The organism is Serratia sp. HNCC26DJ206 (assembly GCF_057180605.1).
This window is the reverse complement of the sequence record NZ_JBXUGP010000004.1, coordinates 159584-180741: the sequence shown is the minus strand read 5'-3', so window position 1 is coordinate 180741 and position 21158 is coordinate 159584. Positions and strand designations below refer to the sequence as shown.

Below are 21158 nucleotides of genomic sequence, written 5' to 3'. Positions count from 1 at the left end.
TTATTTCAGAACCTGCCGCCGTCACGCCGCCAGGCATCGGCGGTCAGTGCTTCACCAAAATGGCTGGAGATCAGGCGTTTGGTGAGTTCGTGCAGCGGAGCCGCCAGCACCTCGGCCGTGCTGCCACGTTCAACGATTTCACCCTCATGCATCACCATCACCTGATCGCTGATATGCTTCATCATGCCCAGATGCTGTGTGACATAAATATATGATATTCCGTGTTTTTCCTGCAATTCCAGCATCAGGTTAATGATTTGTGAACGCATCGACATATCCAGCGATGCCAGCGCTTCGTCGGCGATGATCACCTGGGGTTGCAGGATCAGCGCACGCGCCAGGGCGACACGCTGTTTCTGGCCCGAGGCAAGCATATGCGGATAATAATAGGCGTGGTCCGGCAGCATCCCCACTTGGCGCAGAGTCTGGTTGATGCGCACTTCGCGCTCTGTGGCTTGCAGATCGGTATTCAACCGCAGCGGTGCATCGAGCAACTGGCCGATGCGCTGGCGCGGATTGAGCGAGGTGCTGGGATCTTGGAAGATCATGCGAATACGCTGGCTGCGGTAACGATAATCGCCAAATTCCAGCGGATGGTCGCCAATCAAGACCTCACCGGAAGAGGGTTCGATCATACCGGAAAGCATTTTCGCCAGAGTTGATTTGCCAGAGCCGTTCTCGCCGATGATTGCCAGGGTTTGGCGTTCGCGCAGGGTAAAGCTGACGGACTTCACCGCCTCCACATGCTGGTTGCGGAACAGCCCGGTGCGATAACGGTAAGTCTTGGTCAGATTGCGCACTTCCAACAGCGTTTCCATGTTATTGCTCCTCCATGTTCAACGGGAAGTGGCAGGCAAACAGGTGATTTTTCACCGAGCGCAGGCGCGGGGTTTCAATGCATTTTTTCTGTGCATAGGGGCAGCGTGGCCCCAAGCGGCAGCCGATCGGCAGGTGTTCCAGCGAAGGGATCGCCCCTGGCAGCGTATTCAGGCGGCTTTTATGCGGCAGCGAACGGCCAAAATCCGGCATCGAGCGGATCAGCGCCTGGGTATAAGGGTGGTGCGGGGCGGCGAGCAACTCCTCGCACTGTGCGCTCTCCACCGTTTGGCCGCAGTACAGCACGTTTATCCGGTCCGCCCATTTGCTCATCATCTGTAAATCGTGGCTGATCAACAGGATAGTGGTGTTGTTGTTCTGGTTGAGGCGCGCCAGCAGGCGAAAAATCTGTGCTTGGGTGGTGGGTTCCATAGCGTTAGTCGGTTCATCGGCGATCAGCAACCGTGGCTGATTGGCCAGCGCAATGGCGATCATCACCTTCTGACATTCCCCCTCGGTCAACTCATAGGGGAAACTGCCCATGATATCCTTATGATCCTTGATGCCCACGCGGTGCAACAGTTCGATGGCGCGGCGTTTGCGCCAGTTGAACCTTTGCCACCAACGGCCTTTATAGGTCCAGCCGGGAATGGCCTGCGCCAACTGGCGGCCAATGTTTTCGGAAGGATCCAAGCAGGACTGGGGTTCCTGGAAGATCATCGAGACGTTATGGCCCACCAGTTTGCGCCGTTCGCGCGGCGTTAATTGCAGCAGATCGATATCGTTGAAGCGGAAGCGATCGGCGGTAACGCGCCAGTTGTCTTTGGTGACGCCACAAATCGCTTTGGCGATCAGGCTTTTTCCTGAGCCGGATTCCCCCACTAGGCCGCGCACTTCGCCTTCGGTCAGCGTCATGCTGACGCGATCGACGGCCTTGATCGGCCCTTCGGCGGTCATAAATTCAATCGTCAGATTGCGGATATCGAGTAACGGCATTATTCCACTCCCGCATTAATCGCGCGGCGCACGCCATCGCCCAACAGGTTAACCAACAGCACGCTGACCAGGATGGCACCACCGGGCAGCATGACCGCCCAAGGGGCGACGTACATCAGTTCCAGTGAGTCACCGAGCATCGCTCCCCATTCAGGAGAGGGTAGCTGAGCCCCCAGATCGAGGAAGCCCAGCGCGGCGATATCGAGAATGGCCATCGACAGCGCACGGGTGAACTCGGTCACCAGCACCGCTGCAATATTCGGCATGACCGCATACCACAGGATCTGCGGTGTTGAGGCACCGTCTAAGCGGGCGGCGACCACATACTCTTTTTCCAGTTCGTCATGCACCGCGCTGTAGATGGTACGCACCATGCGCGGCAGCAGCGCCAGCCACACCGCCAGCATGGCATGCTCCAGCTTCGGCCCGAGAAAGGCCACCACGATGATCGCCAGCAACAGCGAAGGGATGGACAACAGGGTGTCGAGCACATGATTCAGCACCGCCGAGATCAGGCCACGGGTCACCCCGGCAAACACGCCGAGGATCACGCCAAAGAAGGCGGAGGCAATGGTCACCATCAGCGCTGAACCGAAGGTGGCGGCAGTGCCCGTTAACAGGCGGCTTAGAATATCGCGCCCCAGATCGTCCGTGCCGAGAAAGAACGACACGTTGCCGTAACGCGACCAGGACGGTGGCAACAACTGATAACCGAGGAACTGCTGATCCAACGCATAAGGTGCCAGCAGGCTGCCAAACATGGACAGCAGCAGCAGGGCAAGCACGCCGTAAAAGCCAACCATGGCCAGCGTATCACCGTAAAAAATCCGCCAGGTGTAACGCAGCGGGCTTGGCATTTTCTTTTCGCCGTAGACGTTATCGAAGGGCATACCATTCCTTATGCTTCAGCGGGTTGGTGGCAGCACCCAGAATATCGGCCAAGACGTTGATGGTGATCACCAGCGCACCCACCACCATGACACCGGCGGAGATCGCCGCATAATCCTGCTGGCGGATGGCGTTCACCAGCCAGCGGCCCAGCCCTGGCCAACTGAATACCACTTCGGTGATCATCGCCAGCGTGAGCATGGTAGAAAACTGTAGCCCAAGTTTGGGGATAATCGGCGGCAGCGCATTATGCAGCACGTGACGGCGGATGATGGTAAAGCGCGAAAGGCCACGGGTGGCCGCCGCTTTGATGTAGTTCTGGCCGAGTACGTCGTCGGTGCTGATGCGCATCAGGCGGATCACCTCGGTGATAGGCGCTATCGCCACGGCGATAATCGGCAGTGCCATATGGCGCAGTGCGCTGGCGATCATCTCGGTGCGATAAGGCGAGTCGGAAAGCCAGGCGTCAATCAGCGCCAAGCCGGTCACCGGTTTAACCTGATACAGCAGATCGAAACGGCCGGAAACCGGTAACCAGCCCAGATGCAAAGAGAAGTACAGCATCAGCAGCAGGGCCAGCCAGAATACCGGCATGGAAAAACCCAGCAGAGCAAAGGTGCTGATGGCGGTGTCTTGCCATTTGCCGCGCATCACTCCGGCGATGATACCCAGCGGAATACCAATGCACAGCGCCAGTATGAACGCCAGAATGCACAGCTCCATGGTGGCCGGGAACACTTCGCGCAGTTGTTCGCTGATGGCCTGACCATTAATGCTGGAAACGCCAAAATCCCCCTGTAGCAGGCTGACGAAATAGAAGCGATAGGCGTCCAACAGCACAGCACCGTTGAGCGGCGCGCGCGGGGTGAAATAGCTCAGGCTGAAGCTGACCAGCGTCAGAAAGAACAGCGTAATCAGCAGCAGCAGAATACGGCGCAAGGTAAAGATAATCACTTTTTCACCTCCTCCGCCGGTTCGCGATACACCCCGGCAAACGATGCGTTACCGAATGGGCTCAACACCAAGCCCTTGATGTCATAACGGTAGGCTTGCAGACGCAGGGAAGAGGCCAGTGGCAGCACAGGCAACTGCTGTGCGAGTATCTTCTGCGCCTGCTGATATTTCTCGATACGCTGCGCCAGCTGTTGTGATAACAGCGCATCCTGTAGCACTTCGTCGAAGCCGGGATCACACCAGTGAGCATAGTTGGTTTGCGAGTGGATCGCCGCGCAGCTCAGCAGCGGGCGGAAGAAACTGTCCGGGTCGTTACTGTCGGTGGTCCAACCGCTGAGGGTGAGATCGTGGTTCATCTCCATCAATCTTGCTTCCTGGAAACGGCCTTCTACCGGCACGATAGTGACATTAATACCGATCTGGGCTAAATCCGCCTGGATCAGTTCGGCGGTTTTCAACGGGCTCGGGTTATAGGACTGCGATGCGGTAGGCACCCACAGTTTCATATCCAGCGGGCCAACCCCGGCCTCACGCAGCATCTCCCGGGCTTTGGCCGGATCGTATTCCGTCACGTGGGCTTCACTATCATACGCCCAGGAGGCGCGCGGCAGCAGCGATGCGGCGGTTTCTGCCGTGCCGTAATAGATTGACTGCATCAGGCGCTGATTGTTGATGGCCAACGAAATGGCTTGGCGCACTTTCAGATTATCCAGTGGTGGTTTGCGGGTATTGAAGGCCAGATAGGCGATATTCATGCCGGGCCGCAGGGTAAGGCGCAAACGGGGATCGTCGCGCAGAATCGAAAGCTGGCTGGCGGCCGGGTATGCCAACACATCGCATTCACCGGTCAGCAATTTGGATAGCCTGCCGGTGCCCCCGGCACCCAGATCGATCACCACCTGTGACATCCGTGGTTTGCCTTTCCAGTAAACGTCATTACGCGCTAAGCGAATGTATTGCCCGGAACGGTATTCGTTCAGCAAGAAGGGGCCAGTGCCTACCGGTTCACGGTCGATCATCTCTTGTGTCCCCGCCAGCGTCAGATTGGCGGCATATTCTGCCGACAGTATCGGGGCGTAGTGGGTGGCCAGATGCCACAGAAAAGAGGCATCCGGTGCTTGCAGGCGGATCTCGACGGTATAGTTGTCCAGCTTCTTCACGCTCTGTACGGAGTCGGCAAACTGCAAACTGTCGAAGTAGGGATATTCACCGCCGTTCACGCCGTGGAACGGATGCTTGTGATTGAATACCCGCTCGAAGCTGAATACCACATCATCGGCATTCATTTTTCGCGTGGGTTTGAACCAGGCGGTGGTCTGGAAAGGCACGTCGCGGCGCAGATGGAAACGATAAGTCGCACCGTTATCCAGCACTTCCCAGCTTTGCGCCAGTTGCGGGATCAGCCGATAAGTATAAGGGTCAACATCCAGCAGACGATCGTACAGCTGGGCCGCCAGCGTATCGACCGTCAGGCCACTGCTGGCCATCTGAGGATTGAAGGTATTCAGGATGCCGCTGACACAATACACGAAACCGCTCTGGCGGATATCCGCTGGCGGTGGTACTGGTGGCGTTGAGGCCAGCACTGAGGTTGCCAAGCCACTCAGCGACATTATCCAAAGGGGTAAACCACGCATAGACGCTTCATAAGTTAATGAGCAATAACGTTAGTGTATCGCACTCTGGCAATCTGCCCAATTCCTTGCGTAAAACGGCTGAACTTTGTGCTTTCAGACAGGACTCCTGCCGATGAGAGTTGGGTAAGGAAAACTGATTGACCAGTGCCGGTAAGGTAGTGGCCTGGGGGCGCAGCACCTCGGGTCAAATTACGGTTCCAGCTTCACTGAATAGCCGCACGGTCACCGGTATTGCCGCAGGGTGCGAACACTCTTTAGCACGATCAAACTGAACCGCCGTAGGTTTCCTTAAGACTGCTGCCATGCTGTTTATTAGGGGGAGTGTGCCGAAGGGGTCGTAACGGCGTAAGCCATCGGAGTGCCCCTCGGTGCGCTAGACCCGGGTATCTCGGGCTAGAAGGCGACTTTGTCATTAACCTCAGCGATCGTTATCGATCGCTGTTTTTAGCAGTAGCTTATTTCAGATGGGCAGCAAAGCCGTAACGATCCGGGGCGATATCGGCGCGCAGCGTGAGTTGTGGAATGTCGTAATCTCCGGCATTTTGCTGACGAAAGGCGATCGGCGCTGTCTGTGCCAGATTGTCCAACCGTTGCCCGAGTTCTGCACACAGGTTTGAGAACCGGGCTTCGTCCATACGGTCGGTGCGATACATGACGAACGGTGGCAATACGTCAAAACCCGGGTAATAGAGAATGCCATGGTGGATCGGGAACAAGATATCCTCTATCGGGCCATTGATCCCGCGTGGGCTGTAATGAGGTTCCCACCCGCCGGTAGTCACTATCAGCATTGCCCGTTTCCCCGCCATTGAACCTTCACCGTAGCGATCGCCCCAGTGCGTATCAGAGTGTTCACCCACGCCATAGGCAAAACCGTAGGCGTACACGCGTTCTACCCAACCTTTGAGGATGGCTGGCATCGAGAACCACCACAGTGGGAACTGTAAAATGACGGTATCCGCCCAGCGCAGTTTTTCCTGCTCGCGGGCAATATCTTCGCTCTGCGTACCATTTTCAAAGGCCAATTTGGAATCCTTCGAGGGATTAAACCGGGTATCTGCCTGCCGGTCTGTACGGTCATCGCCATCCAGTGAGGCTTTCCATTTCATGGCATACAGGTCGGATACCTGCACTTGGTGCCCCGCATCCTCCAAATGTTTGACCGTAAAATTCTTAAGCGAGCCGTTGAGCGATTTGGCTTCGGGGTGAGCATAGACAAGCAGAATATTCATGATTGAGTTGTTCCATGGCTGAAAAGAGAGGACCAGAGTAGTTTGCCGTCAGGTATAGTTAAAATTGATTTCTATAATTACAGGTATTGTTATGAGTAATTTCGGTAAGTTGGATCTCAATCTTCTGGTGACGCTCGATGTCTTACTGGCGGAACATAATGTGACCCGTACCGCAGAGCGTCTCTGCCTGTCCCAACCTTCCATCAGTATTCATTTGGCCAAGCTACGGGAGTTTTTTGCCGATCCTCTGTTGCTACCGGGGCCAAGAGGCATGCGGCCAACGGCCAGGGCAGAAGCATTGCGTGAACCTTTGCGGCAGGCGTTGGAAGTACTGGAACTGGCGGTTGCCCCCGCCAGCCCGTTTGATCCTGCTACGGCCAGCCTCACCTGGCGTGTGGCGGCTGCTGATTACGCGGAATCTACCATCTTGCTGCCAGCCTTGGCCGGATTACGCCGTTTGGCACCGGGGAGCCGATTAGCCGTATTTGAGTTGGCCCCTACGCGGATTGCCAAGCAGGCGGAATTGGGGGAGATCGATCTGGTTTTCCACACGCGTGATTGTTCACCACCCGGTATGCGCCAGCGGATCCTGTTCAAGGAGCGCTATGTGCTGGTTGGTCGCAAGGGACATCCGCAGTTAAAAAATCCACCAACGCTGGCGCAATTCAGCCAACTGGAGCATGTGGTGGTATCGCCGAACGGCGGTGGGTTCAGCGGCATCACCGATCAGGCGTTGGAACAGGTAGGGCTTTCGCGCCGGGTTGTGCTTTCTGTGCCGCACTTTCTCTTCGTGATGTCCGTGTTGGTGAAAACGGATTTGGTGGCCATGCTGCCAGAACGACTGGTACGTGATAGCACAACGTTGCAGATCGCCGAACCACCGGTGGAAGTGCCGGGCTATGAGATGGCGATGCTGTGGGATGAGCGTTCCCAGCGCGATCATGCTCATCAGTGGTTGCGGGAACACATTGTTCAATCGCTGTGAAACCTATTCGCCCTCTGGCTCACCGTTTTGCAGCAAGGCGTGTTTTTTCAGCATGCCACGCAACTGATGGTAGGTCAGCCCCAGCAACTCCGCCGCTTTGCGCTGGTTGAAACGACCCTGTTGCAGCGCAACTTCCAGCAGGTCTTTTTCCTGCTGATGCTGCCAGGCTTTCAAATCCAGCGGCAGCGTGGGGAGGCCGCTAGCCTGCGGTGGCGTGAACTCTACCTGTGCTGAACGTTGAGCAAACGGGTTAATGATGATCTCGTCCAGTTCACTGCTGCTTGAGCCGTGGCGATACACCGAACGCTCCACCACATTCTTCAACTCACGTACGTTACCCGGCCAGTTGTAACTGAGCAAAGTGGCTTGCGCATGTTGGCTGAAGCCGGGGAACAGCGGCAAGGAGAGTTCACGGCACATCTGAATGGCAAAGTGTTCGGCCAGTAGCATGATGTCCTGCTGGCGTTGGCGCAGTGGTGGCAACTGCACGACATCGAAAGCCAGGCGATCCAGCAAGTCGGCGCGGAACTTACCGGCGGCGGCGAGCGCTGGCAGATCGTCGTTAGTGGCGCACACCAAGCGCACATCCACCCGCAGTGGCTGGCTGCCCCCGACGCGCTCCAGATGACCATATTCAATCACCCGCAGCAGTTTTTCCTGCACCAGCATTGGCGCTGTAGCCAGTTCATCCAAGAATAACGTGCCGCCGTCGGCCCGTTCAAAGCGGCCAAGATGGCGCTTCTGCGCGCCGGTAAAAGCGCCTGCTTCGTGGCCGAACAGTTCCGAATCCAGCAGGTTTTCGTTCAGTGCCGCGCAGTTGAGTGAAATAAACGGCCCCTGCCAACGGTTAGAAAGATAGTGCAAACGGTGGGCGATCAGTTCTTTACCGGTGCCGCGCTCACCAATCACCAGCACCGGTTTGTTCAGCTTCGCCAGTTGTGAGACTTGCTCCAGCACTTCAACAAAGGCGTTTGCCTCGCCCAGCAGGTTTTCTAACGGTTCGCTCATGATGAAATTCGCCAATGTTTGGTGAAAATACTCACTCTACAGCAAGCATGGCGAGTGTCAAAAACAAATATTCCTTTATTTTCAATAAAATAAAAGTTGGCACGGATTTTGATAAGGTATTGGGACGAACAGTATGATTCAACGCGGCGTTTCAGACGCCGACCTATAACCAAGAGGAAGTGAATTATGGGTATTTTTTCTCGTTTTGCCGACATCGTGAATGCCAACATCAACACTCTGCTGGATAAAGCAGAAGATCCGCAAAAACTGGTGCGTTTGATGATCCAGGAAATGGAAGACACTCTGGTAGAAGTGCGCTCTACCTCGGCGCGGGCGCTGGCGGAGAAAAAGCAGCTACTGCGCCGTATTGAGCAAGGTGAAAGCCAGCTCAACGACTGGCAGGATAAAGCCGAACTGGCCCTGCGCAAAGATAAAGAAGATCTGGCGCGCGCTGCGCTGATCGAAAAGCAGAAAGTGGCCGATCTGATCGCCACACTGCGCCATGAGGCCGCCACGGTGGAAGAAACGCTGGCTCGCATGAAGAGCGAAATTGGCGAACTGGAAAACAAACTGACCGAAACGCGGGCGCGCCAGCAGGCGTTAACCCTGCGCCATCAGGCGGCCTCTTCTTCACGCGATGTGCGCCGCCAGCTAGACAGCGGTAAACTGGATGAAGCCATGGCGCGTTTTGAGCAGTTCGAACGCCGGATTGACCATATGGAAGCCGAAGCGGAAAGCATCGGTATCGGTAAAAAGAAAAGCCTGGAGCAGGAATTTGCCGAACTGAAGGTGGATGATGCCATCAGCGAGCAACTGGCGGCCCTGAAGGCCAAAATGAATCGCTCAGAGTAATCTTTCAGCGGCCACTGCTTCGTGGCCGCTTACCAAAACTAATAAGAAGGAATCGAAATGAGTGCTCTATTACTTGCCATCCCGTTGACAATCTTTGTGTTGTTTGTCGCGCCGATTTGGCTTTGGCTGCATTACAGCAACCGGCAACAGAGCGGCATTCAACTGAGTCATCAGGAGATGCAACGGCTTGCACAGTTGGCGGAAGATGCCAAGCGCATGCGTGAACGTATTCAGGCGCTGGAAGAAATCCTTGATGCCGAACACCCAAATTGGAGACAGTCTTAATGGCGAATACCCTGGGCAGTAAAAAGCTTTATCGCGTTCCTGAAGAAGGCATGCTGAAGGGAGTTTGTGCCGGTTTGGCGCACTATTTTGATGTTCCAGTACGGTTAATCCGTGTGATGGTCGTGTTGTCGATGTTTTTCGGGCTGTTTTTCTTCACTATAGTGGCCTACATCGTACTGACCTTTATGCTGGACGAAGTGCCTGCCAGCCGCTACGAAAATGAACACCCGCAAACCCCGCGCCAGTTGCTGGATCAACTGGAGTACGAGTTGGGCAGCGGTGAGCAGCAGTTACGCCAGGTCGAACGCTACGTCACGTCTGATACCTTTGGTGTGCAGAGCCGTTTCCGTAAGCTGTAACCTGTCTGGTTAAGGGCATTTGCCAAGGAGAACAATGAAACGACTACAAAATGAATTAACTTCGCTGGTCAACCGCGGCATGGATCGCCACTTGCGGTTGGCGGTGACCGGCCTGAGCCGCAGCGGCAAAACCGCGTTTATCACCGCTTTCGTTAATCAGTTGCTTCATGTTCACAGCGGCGCACGTATGCCGCTGTTTTCAGCGGTGCGGGAAGAGCGCCTGCTGGGGGTGAAACGCATTCCGCAGCGCGATCTCGGTATCTCGCGTTTTACCTATGATGAAGGCTTGGCACAGCTTTACGGCACTCCGCCGAGCTGGCCAACGCCGACGCGCGGCGTCAGCGAGATCCGCCTGGCGCTGCGTTACCGCTCTAATGACTCGCTGCTGCGTCATTTCAAAGAAACCTCCACGCTGTATCTGGAAATTGTCGACTATCCCGGTGAATGGCTGCTCGATTTACCGATGCTGGAACAGGATTATCTGGCCTGGTCGCGCCAGATGGGCGGGCTATTGCAGGGGCAGCGCGCCGAATGGGCCAAACCTTGGCTGGCGTTGTGCAAGGATCTCGATCCGCTGGCACCGGCCGATGAAAACAAGCTGGCAGCAATCGCGCAGGCTTATACGGATTATCTGTTGCGCTGCAAAGCGGAAGGGCTGCACTTTATCCAGCCGGGCCGCTTTGTATTGCCGGGCGATATGGCCGGTGCGCCAGCCTTGCAGTTTTTCCCGTGGCCGAACGTTGATGCTGCTGGGGAGTCACGGCTGGCGCAGGCGGATAAGCACAGCAACTTCGGTATGCTGCGCGCGCGCTTTAACTATTATTGCCAGTCGATCGTCAAAAATTTCTACAAAGAGCATTTTGTCCGTTTCGATCGCCAGATTGTGCTGGTGGATTGTTTGCAGCCGCTCAACAGCGGGCCGCAGGCGTTCAACGACATGCGGCTGGCGCTGACGCAACTGATGCAGAGCTTCCATTACGGTAAACGCACGCTGTTCCGCCGCCTGTTCTCGCCCACCATCGACAAGCTGATGTTTGCCGCCACTAAAGCGGATCATATTACTGCCGATCAGCACGCCAACCTGGTTTCACTGTTACAGCAACTGGTGCAGGAAGCCTGGCAAAATGCTGCATTTGAAGGGATCAGCATGGACTGCGTTGGGCTGGCGTCGGTGCAGGCCACCGAAAGCGGCATTGTGGATCACCATGGGCAGCGCATTCCTGCCTTGAAAGGCCATCGCTTGGATGATGATACGCCGCTGACGGTTTTCCCTGGTGAAGTGCCCGCCCGTTTGCCGGGCCCGGCGTTCTGGCAGCAGCAAGGGTTCCATTTTGACGAATTCCGCCCACGGGCGATGAGCGTCGACAGTCCGTTACCGCACATCCGTCTGGATGCGGTAATGGAGTTTTTATTGGGAGATAAATTGCGATGAGCGAGCCGTTAAAACCGCGTATCGATTTTGCCGAACCGTTGCAACCGCCACAGGAGCCGGTATTGCGCGCTGGAGTGGCGTTTGACGAATTGCAGGCCGAAAAATTTTATCCTGCGGCCCCTGAATGGGAGCAGGAAGAGGAAGAAGGGCGTGCCGAAGGGATCATCAATGCGGCATTGAAACCCAAGCGTAGCCTGTGGCGCAAAATGGTCAACACCGGGTTGCTGCTGTTTGGCGTCAGCGTGGTGGCACAGGGCATTCAGTGGCTGCATACCTCTTGGGTGCAACAGGATTGGATCGCCCTTGGCGGCGGCATGGCCGGTGGTTTGATTGTGTTCGCCGGTATTGGCTCGGTGGTGGGCGAATGGCGGCGGTTGTATCGCCTGCGTCAGCGTGCGGAAGAACGTGATGAAGCGCGTGAGCTGTTGCACAGCCATGGTTTGGGAAAAGGGCGTGAATTCTGTGAAAAGCTGGCGCGGCAGGCCGGTTTGGATCAAGGCCACCCGGCATTGCAACGCTGGCAGGCTTCGCTACATGAAACCCAAAACGATCGTGAGGTGGTGGCGCTGTATGCCAAGCTGGTACAACCGGTGTTGGATAATCAGGCGCGGCGTGAGATTAGCCGTTCGGCGGCGGAGTCGGCGCTGATGATCGCCGTCAGCCCATTGGCCCTCGTGGACATGGCGTTTATCGCCTGGCGCAATATCCGCCTGATTAACCGCATTGCGGCGCTGTATGGCATTGAGTTGGGCTATTTCAGCCGCATTCGCCTGTTCCGGCTGGTGCTGTTGAACATTGCCTTCGCCGGGGCGTCTGAACTGGTGCGGGAAGTGGGGATGGACTGGATGTCGCAGGATATTGCGGCGCGGCTGTCTGCCCGTGCGGCTCAGGGGATCGGTGCTGGGTTGTTGACCGCACGCCTGGGTATCAAGGCGATGGAGTTGTGCCGCCCGTTACCTTGGCTGGAAGACGACAAACCGAAACTGGGGGATTTTCGCGGCCAGTTAATCGCGCAGTTGAAAGACACCATGAAGAAAAGTGAAAGCAAGGCCAAATAACCTCAAAGATTGCGTCAGATGGCGCAGTCTTCCTATTGGCTGTCGGTAGCATGAGTTTGTAACCCCCGATTGACGAAAGACGATCTTCCTGCATCTGCATTATATTTCCCTGAAAAATCACACATGGTTATGATAACTCTCTGACAATAAGCTAAAATTACGCCGATGGTGTTATTCAGTTGCGTTTAAAATCAGCAGCGACAGCGATAAATCAGAGATCTGTCAACTTTTACTGACAGATCGCTTCTTCCGTTCGGGGGGAGAGGGTATCATCATCGTTAGTCATCCCCGCACTTGCAGAGATAAGGCCAATACTGATGCGTTTGGAAGTATTTTGCGAAGACCGTCTCGGTCTCACTCGAGAGTTACTCGATCTCCTGGTGTTGCGCAGCATCGATTTGCGCGGCATCGAAATTGATCCTATCGGCCGTATTTACCTGAATTTTTCCCAGTTGGACTTTGATACGTTTCGCGCCCTGATGGCCGAGATCCGTCGCATTAGCGGCGTCACTGACGTGCGTACCGTCAGCTTTATGCCTTCGGAGCGTGAACATCGCGCATTGCGCGCGTTGTTGGCGTCGATGCCTGAGCCAGTGTTCTCCATCGATATGAAAGGCAAAGTGGAGCTCGCCAACCCGGCGGCGCTTGCGCTGTTCAACTTCAGCGAAGACAAGATCCGCAACCAGACGGTGACGCAGCTGATCGGTGGCTATAACTTTGGCCGCTGGCTGGAAAGCGAGAATACCGCGCCGCACTCTGAGCGAGTGGTGATCCGCAGCCAGGATTTCCTGATGGATATCACGCCGATCTACCTTGAAGATGAGAATCAGCAAAATTCTACGGTAGGTGCGGTGGTGATGCTCAAATCCACCGCGCGCATGGGCCGTCAGCTACAAGACCTGTCGGTGAATGATGATACCGAATTTAACCATATCGTGGCCGTCAGCCCGAAAATGCGCCATGTGTTGGAACAAGCACGCAAGCTGGCAATGCTGGATGCACCGTTGCTGATTGTTGGCGATACCGGCACCGGTAAGGATATTTTGGCGCGTGCCTGCCACCTGCGCAGCCCGCGCGGCAAACAACCGTTCCTGGCGCTTAACTGTGCCGCATTACCAGACGACGTGGTGGAGAGTGAACTGTTTGGCCACGCGCCGGGCGCTTACCCGAATGCGCTGGAAGGCAAAAAAGGCTTCTTCGAGCAGGCCAATGGTGGCTCGGTATTGTTGGATGAGATCGGCGAGATGTCGCCACGTATGCAAACCAAGCTGCTGCGCTTCCTCAATGACGGTACTTTCCGCCGCGTGGGGGAAGAACATGAGGTGCATGTGGATGTGCGGGTGATCTGTGCCACGCAGAAAAACCTGACTGAGCTGGTTCAGCGCGGTGAGTTCCGCGAAGATCTCTATTATCGCCTCAACGTACTGACCATCACCATTCCACCGCTGCGTGAACGCACGCAAGATATCATGCCGCTGACCGAACTGTTTGTGGCACGCTTTGCCGACGAGCAGGGCGTGGCGCGGCCGAAACTGGCCAACGATCTCAACAGTTTCCTCAGCAAATACGGCTGGCCGGGCAACGTGCGTCAACTGAAGAATGCCATCTACCGCGCGTTAACGCAGACCGATGGCTATGAACTGCGCCCACAGGACATCATTCTGCCGGAGTTTGAAGTGGAGATATCGCTGGGGGATGAAGTGCTGGACGGTTCGCTGGATGATATCAGCAAGCGCTTTGAACGTTCGGTGTTGACTCGCCTTTACCGCACTTATCCCAGCACGCGCAAACTGGCCAAGCGTTTGGGCGTTTCCCATACCGCGATCGCCAATAAACTGCGCGAATATGGCCTTAGCAGCCGTAAGCCGGCGGATGAGAGCGAGGAGTAGTTTTATAGACGTTATCTTTCAAGCTCCTAGTCACCCGCCAAGTTGGTGATTGGGAACTTGAAATTTGTGCGATCTTTCTGGGCTAAGTAACCAAGATGAATTAACGCCAGGGAAAGTGGCGAGTGGTTTCCTGAGACTGGCTGAGAATACGGATCACCGTCACTATGGATTCAGCCGGTATAAAGAAGATGACATGCTGTTCTACCGGCAATGAATAAATTTGGTCGCCCAACTCTGGCCTGAATGTACCGATGCGATGCCTCGATAAGACATCAAACAAATCTGAAAACCGGCTGATATACTCATCGGCTTTTGCCAAGCCAAATTGCTCATAGCTGTATAGCCAGATGGATTCCAAATCTTCCGTTGCTTTCGGTGTCAACTCAATCGTTTTCATGGCCAGCCCGAGCCTTTGCTTTCACTCGCTGCAAAAACGCATCCTTATTCCATGACTCTGGCGTACCGTTGTCGAGCCCTTCTGCCAGTAGATCCCGCAATGTTTGCAGACGTGACTCAGCCTGTTTTTCGCGTAATAGACGCAAAGCATCCCGCAAGACTTCACTTTGCGTCCGATAATCGCCGGAACGAACCAGTGAATCGATAAACTCACGGAGTTCGTCGCCGATATCAACCGTCATGGTACGTGCCATACTATGCTCTCTGAATGTAAGATTTGATCTTACATTCAGTGTATACCCCTAATTATGGCGTTACCAGTGATGGGCGAAGAGAAGCGCCAGATGAATGGGGGGCAGGGGTATGGTTCGGAGCAATGCAGGGGGCATAATAAAACGCCCCTGGTCACGAAGGCCAGGGGCGTTTTGGATATCAAAAGCCAGCGGGCTTTTTCATATCTGCAAAGTGATTACAGCGCAGCGAGTGCCGCATCGTAGTCGGGCTCAGTGGTGATCTCATTCACCAACTCGCTGTACAGCACCTTGTCTTGACCATCCAGCACCACCACGGCACGGGCAGCCAGGCCAGCCAATGGGCCTTCGGCGATTTCCACGCCATAAGCGGATTTGAATTCGCCGCCGCGCAGGGTCGATAGCATCACCACGTTATTCAGGCCTTCTGCACCGCAGAAACGAGACTGGGCGAACGGCAGATCGGCAGAAATGCACAGCACTACGGTGTTATCCATGCTGCTGGCCAGTTGGTTGAATTTGCGTACTGAAGCAGCGCAGACGCCGGTATCAATACTTGGGAAAATGTTCAGAACTTTGCGTTTACCGGCAAAGCTGCTCAGCGTGACGTCTGACAGGTCTTTGGCAACCAGTGTGAAACCTTTAGCCTGCTCGCCCTGTTGTGGCAATTTGCCTGCTACAGTGACAGGATTGCCTTGAAAATGTACGGTCTGAGTCATTGATTTATTCCTTTCAACGAAGTTTATACAAAGATTCAAATCTAATTAACATTAGATTCACACCCTGCGATCAGTTTAAGTCAATGATAGCGACTTAGATATATAAAGTTTGCTAAATAGTTGTATATATTGAAATACCCCTGCGCAGTGGAATGACTTTATGCGCTTTTTTTGTTCAGGAGCCGTTATGAGAAGCATGCGTTTTTACCCGGAAGCCTGGCCACTGCATACGGCGTTTGTGATTGCCCGTGGCAGCCGTACAGAAGCCAAAGTGGTGGTGGTTGAAATTGAACAGCAAGGGGTGTACGGCGTAGGGGAATGCACGCCTTATCCCCGTTACGGCGAGAGCGAAGCCTCGGTTATAGAACAACTCGCTAACGTAATGGCAGCGGTGGAGCAAGGTGTCTCGCGGGAGGATTTGCAGCGGCTGATGCCTGCTGGCGCGGCGCGCAATGCCATTGATTCGGCCCTGTGGAACTTGGAGTGCCAAATTAATGGCCAGGATCTGTGGCATCGCTGCGGCGTTGAAGCACCACAGCGTATTGTGATGGCGCAAACCGTCAGTATCGGTACACCGGAAGCGATGGCGTTTGCGGCCAAAGAGTTGGAACAACAGGGGGCCACGCTGCTGAAAATCAAACTCGACGACCATTTCATCAGCGAAAGGCTGGTGGCGATCCGTGCCGCTGTGCCGGAAATAACGCTGATCGTCGATGCCAACGAATCCTGGCAGGCGGAAGGGCTGGCTGCGCGTTGCCAACTTTTGGCCGACTTGCGGGTAGCAATGCTGGAACAACCGCTACCGGCGGCCGACGATAGCGCTCTGGAAAACTTCATCCATCCGTTGCCAATTTGTGCCGATGAAAGTTGCCACACCAGCGCCGATCTGGTGCAGTTGGCCGGGCGCTATCAAATGGTCAATATCAAGCTGGATAAAACCGGTGGCCTGACCGAAGGGCTGAAATTGGCCGCGCAGGCGCGGGCGCAAGGTTTCGCTATTATGCTCGGCTGTATGCTGTGTACTTCAAGAGCCATCGCCGCCGCATTGCCGCTGGTACCCGGTGCGCGCTTTGTCGATCTTGATGGCCCCACCTGGTTGGCTAAGGATGTGGAACCCGGTTTGGTCTTTGAATGCGGCGCAATTGACCTTTAACCGCGCCGCAGACTGCTTTAGTTCTGGTACGTCAGCAATTCCACCATCGCTTCCAGATAGCTTTCGCTGGCCGCATCAGCAGAAATCGGTGGGAGTTCGGCAGTGATGCAGGGCAGTGAGAGATCGGCGCACCAACTGCCGAATGAGCCGGGCGTTTCGTAACCCACGCTGGTTACCAGCGGCAGAGTAAACTGATGCGCCAGCCAAACGCCCAGTTTGGTGCTTTCTGGATCTTCAATACAGGCCAGCGGCTCATGGAATGATACTACCCAACGCGGTTTCAGGCTGTGGATAAGGCGACATAGCGCCTGTGTTTCCGGTTCGGAACCCGGCCTGCCGCCGGTGGAAAGACGCACATCGCGTGCCTGTGCGGCGCTGTTCCACCGGTAAACCGTGTCGCCAGAGCGCCAGTTGGCGGCTGGGAAATTACGATTGAGATCGACACCGTTGGCATTGGAACGTAACCCGAGTTGGCAACCATCCGGGTTGACCGCCAGGATCACGTGGTGGCGCAATTGAGAAGGCGCGATGCTGCGTAACGCGCAGGATAGCGTCACAACCGCGGCGGTTTCATCGCCGTGGGTGCCAGCAATCACCAACCCCGTTTCCGGGCCACGGTGCGCGGCCGGGAAGTAGAGCAATGGAGCGCCTAATAACGACTTACCGTAACTTTCACCGGCAATGGCCAGTTGGCCACGCTCACTGCGCGGTTTGTGTTGGATCATGGTGTAGTCCCTTCATGCCAAGGTATTCCTTCGTACCGGAGATTGCAGTGGTGCATTCCTGCAACATCGAGTAAGACGTGATTGCTAATTTATTCAGTGTATTACGTTTTAACTTATCTTTCCCAGTGTCTATGCGAATAAAACCACGGCTGTTGTTATACTATCGGCAGAAGTTAATCATAAAGAGGATTTAACATGCCAGTTGCCAGAATAGTTGCTCGCTATAGCGAAAACGCCAAGGATACCATCACGCTGCTGTGCGGCGTGGATGCGGAAAACCAGATCCGTCAGGGTGAGTGGTTTGGTGTGGTGAAAAACGACGACGGGCGTGGGGATGAATCCAACTATCCGTTTACCTTGCACGTTGATCATCAGAAAGGCGAGTTCTACCTCGACTATGGTTATGACGATGTCGACTCGCGCCAGCTACAGAAAACTGACATTCAGCTCAACCCGTTAGTGGAAAAGAGCTATTTCACCATTTTTGACGAGGAAGAGGGTGAAGAGTTTAGCTATCAGATCGTGAGTATTCATCTCTACGATTGATCCTCGCTAATAATGAATAACGCCCGTATTGCGCCTGCCGTAATACGGGCGTTTTTTATCGTCTGACGCCCAGTTTTTGTAATCTTGTCTGTGCTGGACTAGGGGGGAAGCGTATCTTGTGCTATATGATAGATAATTCAGATGGTTAACTGGGGTAGATCAAGATGGCGATAAGCAAGATTCAGCAAAGTTTCCGGTTGGCGCTTTGCGCAGCAGCAATTGGCGCAGGGTTCAGCGGTGCAATAGCGGCTCAGGTTCCCCCAGGCACCGTGTTGGCGGAGAAACAGGAGATTGTGCGCCATATCAAAGATGAACCGGCCTCTCTGGATCCGATTAAAGCGGTAGGGCTGCCGGAAGCCCAGGTGGCGCGCGATCTGTTTGAAGGCTTAGTGAATCAAGGGGCCGATGGCAAAGTGATCCCCGGTGTTGCGAGCCGTTGGCAGACATCCGATAACCAAATCTATCTGTTTACGCTGCGCAAAGACGCGCGTTGGTCAAACGGTGACCCTGTCACGGCTAAAGACTTCGTCTATAGCTGGCAGCGGCTGGTCGATCCGAAAAACCTGTCGCCATTTGCCTGGTTTGCCCAGTTAGCCGGGATCCAAAATGCGGATGAAATCATCGCAGGTAAATTACCGGTCGATAAGCTGGGTGTGACGGCGGTAGATGCCCATACGCTGAAAGTACAGTTGAATAAGCCGGTGCCGTACTTTGTCAGCTTGACCGCCAACTTCAGCCTGTTCCCGGTGCCGCAGGCCACCGTGGAGAAATTGGGTAATGATTGGACCAAAGTGGGTAATCTGGTCGGTAACGGCGCATTCAAGCTGCAAGATCGGGTAGTCAACGAGAAACTGGTTTTGGTGCCGAATGAACATTATTGGGATCACGCCCGTACCGTGCTGACCAAAGTCACCTTTGTGCCGATTAATCAGGAATCTAACGCCACCAAGCGTTATCTGGCGGGGGATATCGATATCACCGAATCCTTCCCGAAAAACATGTACCAGAAATTGCTGAAGGATATTCCGGGCCAGGTATATACCCCGGATCAGCTCGGCACCTATTATTACGCTTTTAATACCCAACGTGCGCCAACCAATGATGTGCGCGTGCGCAAGGCGCTGTCGTATGCCATCGATCGCAAGATTATTGCCGAGAAAGTGTTAGGCACCGGCGAAAAACCGGCTTATCACTTCACGCCGGATGTTACTGCTGGTTTCCAACCAGAAACCAGCCTGTTACAGCAACAGTCACAGGAAGAATTGGATGCGCAAGCCAAGGCGCTGATGCAGGCCGCAGGCTATGGCCCGAACAAACCACTGACGTTGACATTGCTGTATAACACGTCGGAAAGCCATCAGAAGATCGCCATTGCCGTGGCATCGATGTGGAAGAAAAAGCTGGGGGTGGATGTCAAACTACAGAATCAGGAATGGAAAACCTATATTGACAGCCGTAATACCGGTAATTTCGACGTGGTGCGTGCTTCCTGGGTTGGGGATTACAACGAGGCTTCAACCTTCCTCTCGTTGTTGACCTCCGCCCACAGTGGCAACATCGCCAAATTTAAAGACCCGGAATACGATAGCCTGTTGGCCGAAGCCAGCCGTGAGACAAACCCGGCGGCGCTGGCCGATGATTACAATAAGGCCGAACAGATGATTGCTGCGCAGGCACCGATTGCGCCCATTTATCAGTACACTAATGGCCGTTTGATCAAGCCCTGGGTGAAAGGTTACCCAATCGCTAACCCGGAAGATGTGGCGTATAGCCAGGAAATGTATATCCTGAAGCACTGATCCTCAGGTTCTTATTGCATTCAAGGCCCCGCTAAAATGTGGGGCTTTTTTGTCTAAGCATGAAAAATATTGTTAAAGTTGAGGCTTGAGGAAGCACTGGCCTGGCGACAGGCGTTTGCTAAATAGCCTAATAGAGAGAGGGTATTGAATGGATGTCATTGAGGGGCGCGATCTGCAGGTGCCCGACGCGGTGTACGCGTATCAACTCGACGGCAAAGGCGGAACGACGCCGATTGATTATGAAGATAAAGTCACCCGTGATGAACCTTGCTGGCTGCATCTCGATTATGCCCATGCGGCAAGCGCTGAATGGTTGGCGACAACACCGCTGTTGCCAGATGCAGTGAGGGAGGCACTTTCTGGCGAAAGTACACGCCCGCGCGTCAGTCGTTTAGGTGACGGCACCATGATCACGCTGCGCGGGATCAATTTTAATGCTGACTCAAGGCCCGATCAGTTGGTCACGTTCCGCGTGTATATGACCGATAAGCTGATTATCTCTACCCGGCACCGCAAAGTGTACTCCATCGATGCCGTAGTCAACGAACTGCAAAACGGTTCTGGGCCGATCAACAGCGGCGATTGGTTGGTGGAGATTGCCGATGCCTTGACCGATCACACCAGCGAGTTTATTGAAGACTTGCACGACAAAATTATCGATCTGGAAGACGCGTTGCTGGAACAGCAGATCCCGGAACGTGGGCAGTTGGCGTTAATGCGTAAACAACTGATTGTGCTGCGCCGCTACATGGCACCACAGCGTGATGTGTTCTCACGTTTGGCCAGCGAGCGTCTGCCGTGGATGAGTGATGACGATCGTCGCAGAATGCAAGACATCGCCGACCGTTTGGGGCGCGGATTGGACGATCTGGATGGCAGCATTGCCCGCACGGCGATACTGTCTGATGAGATCACCACCGTGATGGCCGATGCCATGAACCGCCGCACTTACACTATGTCTCTGATGGCGATGGTATTCCTGCCCACTACATTCCTGACCGGGCTGTTTGGTGTGAATCTGGGAGGGATCCCCGGCAGCGGAAGCCCGCTGGCCTTTGCCTCTTTTTGTTTCATGCTGATGACACTGGTTGTCGGTGTGGCCTGGTGGCTGAAGCGCAGTCGGTGGTTATAATGACAATTTCAAAGTGCAGAGAGTAAATCCCACCTGCGTGAGAAGA

At 54.8% G+C, this 21158-nt stretch carries 22 protein-coding genes; 11 read left to right on the top strand and 11 right to left on the bottom strand.

From position 1 onward, the window contains the following. Window positions 1-5 precede the first annotated feature (5 nt). The 6 genes from sapF to AC2A1E_RS04455 form a co-directional block, all read right to left on the bottom strand. Entirely contained in the window at window positions 6-818 is an 813-nt protein-coding gene (sapF, locus tag AC2A1E_RS04480) for a putrescine export ABC transporter ATP-binding protein SapF (protein WP_484382740.1), read from the bottom strand. 1 nt (window position 819) lies between these two features. Continuing rightward, complete coding sequence (gene sapD, locus AC2A1E_RS04475) at window positions 820-1812, bottom strand: putrescine export ABC transporter ATP-binding protein SapD (RefSeq protein ID WP_459402625.1); 993 nt, start codon at window positions 1810-1812, stop codon at window positions 820-822. Then, complete coding sequence (gene sapC, locus AC2A1E_RS04470; protein WP_484382739.1) at window positions 1812-2702, bottom strand: putrescine export ABC transporter permease SapC; 891 nt, start codon at window positions 2700-2702, stop codon at window positions 1812-1814. The genes sapD and sapC overlap by 1 nt, the downstream gene beginning before the upstream one ends. Next, the gene (gene sapB / locus AC2A1E_RS04465; RefSeq protein ID WP_484382738.1) at window positions 2689-3654 is read right to left on the bottom strand and encodes a putrescine export ABC transporter permease SapB; all 966 of its coding nucleotides are present in this window, start codon (window positions 3652-3654) and stop codon (window positions 2689-2691) included. Before sapB ends, sapC begins: the two co-directional genes overlap by 14 nt. After that, the gene (sapA, locus tag AC2A1E_RS04460; RefSeq protein ID WP_484382737.1) at window positions 3651-5291 is read right to left on the bottom strand and encodes an ABC transporter substrate-binding protein SapA; all 1641 of its coding nucleotides are present in this window, start codon (window positions 5289-5291) and stop codon (window positions 3651-3653) included. The genes sapB and sapA overlap by 4 nt, the downstream gene beginning before the upstream one ends. A 455-nt stretch (window positions 5292-5746) precedes the next feature. Beyond that, on the bottom strand, window positions 5747-6523 hold the full coding sequence (locus AC2A1E_RS04455) for an NAD(P)H-dependent oxidoreductase (RefSeq protein ID WP_484382736.1): 777 nt from the start codon (window positions 6521-6523) through the stop codon (window positions 5747-5749). Window positions 6524-6614: 91 nt separating this feature from the next. Between AC2A1E_RS04455 and AC2A1E_RS04450 the strand changes: the two genes are divergently transcribed. Further along, the gene (locus AC2A1E_RS04450; protein WP_484382735.1) at window positions 6615-7508 is read left to right on the top strand and encodes a LysR family transcriptional regulator; all 894 of its coding nucleotides are present in this window, start codon (window positions 6615-6617) and stop codon (window positions 7506-7508) included. A gap of 3 nt (window positions 7509-7511) precedes the next feature. On the opposite strand, the gene pspF is transcribed toward AC2A1E_RS04450, so the two are convergent. Further along, window positions 7512-8516: a phage shock protein operon transcriptional activator gene (gene pspF, locus AC2A1E_RS04445; RefSeq protein WP_484382734.1), complete on the bottom strand. Its 1005-nt coding sequence runs from the start codon at window positions 8514-8516 to the stop codon at window positions 7512-7514. 186 nt (window positions 8517-8702) lie between these two features. On the opposite strand from pspF, the gene pspA reads away from it, so the two are divergent. From pspA to tyrR, 6 genes are all read left to right on the top strand, one after another. Beyond that, a complete protein-coding gene (gene pspA, locus AC2A1E_RS04440) occupies window positions 8703-9368 on the top strand; it encodes a phage shock protein PspA (protein WP_484382733.1) in 666 nt (221 codons plus the stop codon). 57 nt (window positions 9369-9425) lie between these two features. Continuing rightward, window positions 9426-9653 carry an envelope stress response membrane protein PspB gene (gene pspB, locus AC2A1E_RS04435; protein WP_044551554.1) on the top strand — a complete coding sequence of 76 codons (228 nt, stop codon included), beginning with the start codon at window positions 9426-9428 and terminating at the stop codon, window positions 9651-9653. Then, entirely contained in the window at window positions 9653-10012 is a 360-nt protein-coding gene (pspC, locus tag AC2A1E_RS04430; protein WP_484382732.1) for an envelope stress response membrane protein PspC, read from the top strand. The genes pspB and pspC overlap by 1 nt, the downstream gene beginning before the upstream one ends. Window positions 10013-10046: 34 nt before the next feature. After that, window positions 10047-11444: a YcjX family GTP-binding protein gene (locus AC2A1E_RS04425; protein WP_484382731.1), complete on the top strand. Its 1398-nt coding sequence runs from the start codon at window positions 10047-10049 to the stop codon at window positions 11442-11444. Further along, entirely contained in the window at window positions 11441-12502 is a 1062-nt protein-coding gene (locus AC2A1E_RS04420) for a TIGR01620 family protein (RefSeq protein ID WP_484382730.1), read from the top strand. Before AC2A1E_RS04425 ends, AC2A1E_RS04420 begins: the two co-directional genes overlap by 4 nt. Window positions 12503-12819: 317 nt before the next feature. Beyond that, window positions 12820-14391 carry a transcriptional regulator TyrR gene (gene tyrR, locus AC2A1E_RS04415; protein WP_484382729.1) on the top strand — a complete coding sequence of 524 codons (1572 nt, stop codon included), beginning with the start codon at window positions 12820-12822 and terminating at the stop codon, window positions 14389-14391. Between the two features lie 100 nt (window positions 14392-14491). Here tyrR and AC2A1E_RS04410 read toward each other — a convergent pair whose 3' ends face one another. From AC2A1E_RS04410 to tpx, 3 genes are all read right to left on the bottom strand, one after another. After that, window positions 14492-14788 (bottom strand): type II toxin-antitoxin system RelE/ParE family toxin, encoded by a 297-nt coding sequence (locus AC2A1E_RS04410; RefSeq protein WP_473187243.1) that lies wholly within the window; start codon window positions 14786-14788, stop codon window positions 14492-14494. After that, window positions 14775-15041, bottom strand: coding sequence for a type II toxin-antitoxin system ParD family antitoxin (locus AC2A1E_RS04405; RefSeq protein WP_484382728.1), 267 nt, complete (start codon window positions 15039-15041; stop codon window positions 14775-14777). The genes AC2A1E_RS04410 and AC2A1E_RS04405 overlap by 14 nt, the downstream gene beginning before the upstream one ends. A 215-nt stretch (window positions 15042-15256) precedes the next feature. Beyond that, entirely contained in the window at window positions 15257-15757 is a 501-nt protein-coding gene (tpx, locus tag AC2A1E_RS04400) for a thiol peroxidase (RefSeq protein ID WP_484382727.1), read from the bottom strand. 187 nt (window positions 15758-15944) lie between these two features. Here tpx and ycjG point away from each other — a divergent pair, with 187 nt between their 5' ends. Next, the gene (gene ycjG / locus AC2A1E_RS04395; protein ID WP_484382726.1) at window positions 15945-16910 is read left to right on the top strand and encodes an L-Ala-D/L-Glu epimerase; all 966 of its coding nucleotides are present in this window, start codon (window positions 15945-15947) and stop codon (window positions 16908-16910) included. Window positions 16911-16927: 17 nt separating this feature from the next. On the opposite strand, the gene mpaA is transcribed toward ycjG, so the two are convergent. Beyond that, window positions 16928-17635, bottom strand: a complete 708-nt coding sequence (gene mpaA / locus AC2A1E_RS04390) for a murein tripeptide amidase MpaA (protein ID WP_484382725.1) — start codon at window positions 17633-17635, stop codon at window positions 16928-16930. Between the two features lie 195 nt (window positions 17636-17830). On the opposite strand from mpaA, the gene AC2A1E_RS04385 reads away from it, so the two are divergent. The 3 genes from AC2A1E_RS04385 to zntB all read left to right on the top strand — a co-directional run bounded on the left by AC2A1E_RS04385 (window position 17831) and on the right by zntB (window position 21112). Continuing rightward, the gene (locus AC2A1E_RS04385) at window positions 17831-18181 is read left to right on the top strand and encodes a hypothetical protein (protein WP_459402642.1); all 351 of its coding nucleotides are present in this window, start codon (window positions 17831-17833) and stop codon (window positions 18179-18181) included. 164 nt (window positions 18182-18345) lie between these two features. After that, complete coding sequence (locus tag AC2A1E_RS04380; protein WP_484382724.1) at window positions 18346-19980, top strand: peptide ABC transporter substrate-binding protein; 1635 nt, start codon at window positions 18346-18348, stop codon at window positions 19978-19980. Window positions 19981-20128: 148 nt separating this feature from the next. Continuing rightward, window positions 20129-21112 carry a zinc transporter ZntB gene (zntB, locus tag AC2A1E_RS04375; protein WP_484382723.1) on the top strand — a complete coding sequence of 328 codons (984 nt, stop codon included), beginning with the start codon at window positions 20129-20131 and terminating at the stop codon, window positions 21110-21112. The last annotated feature ends 46 nt before the right edge of the window (window positions 21113-21158 follow it).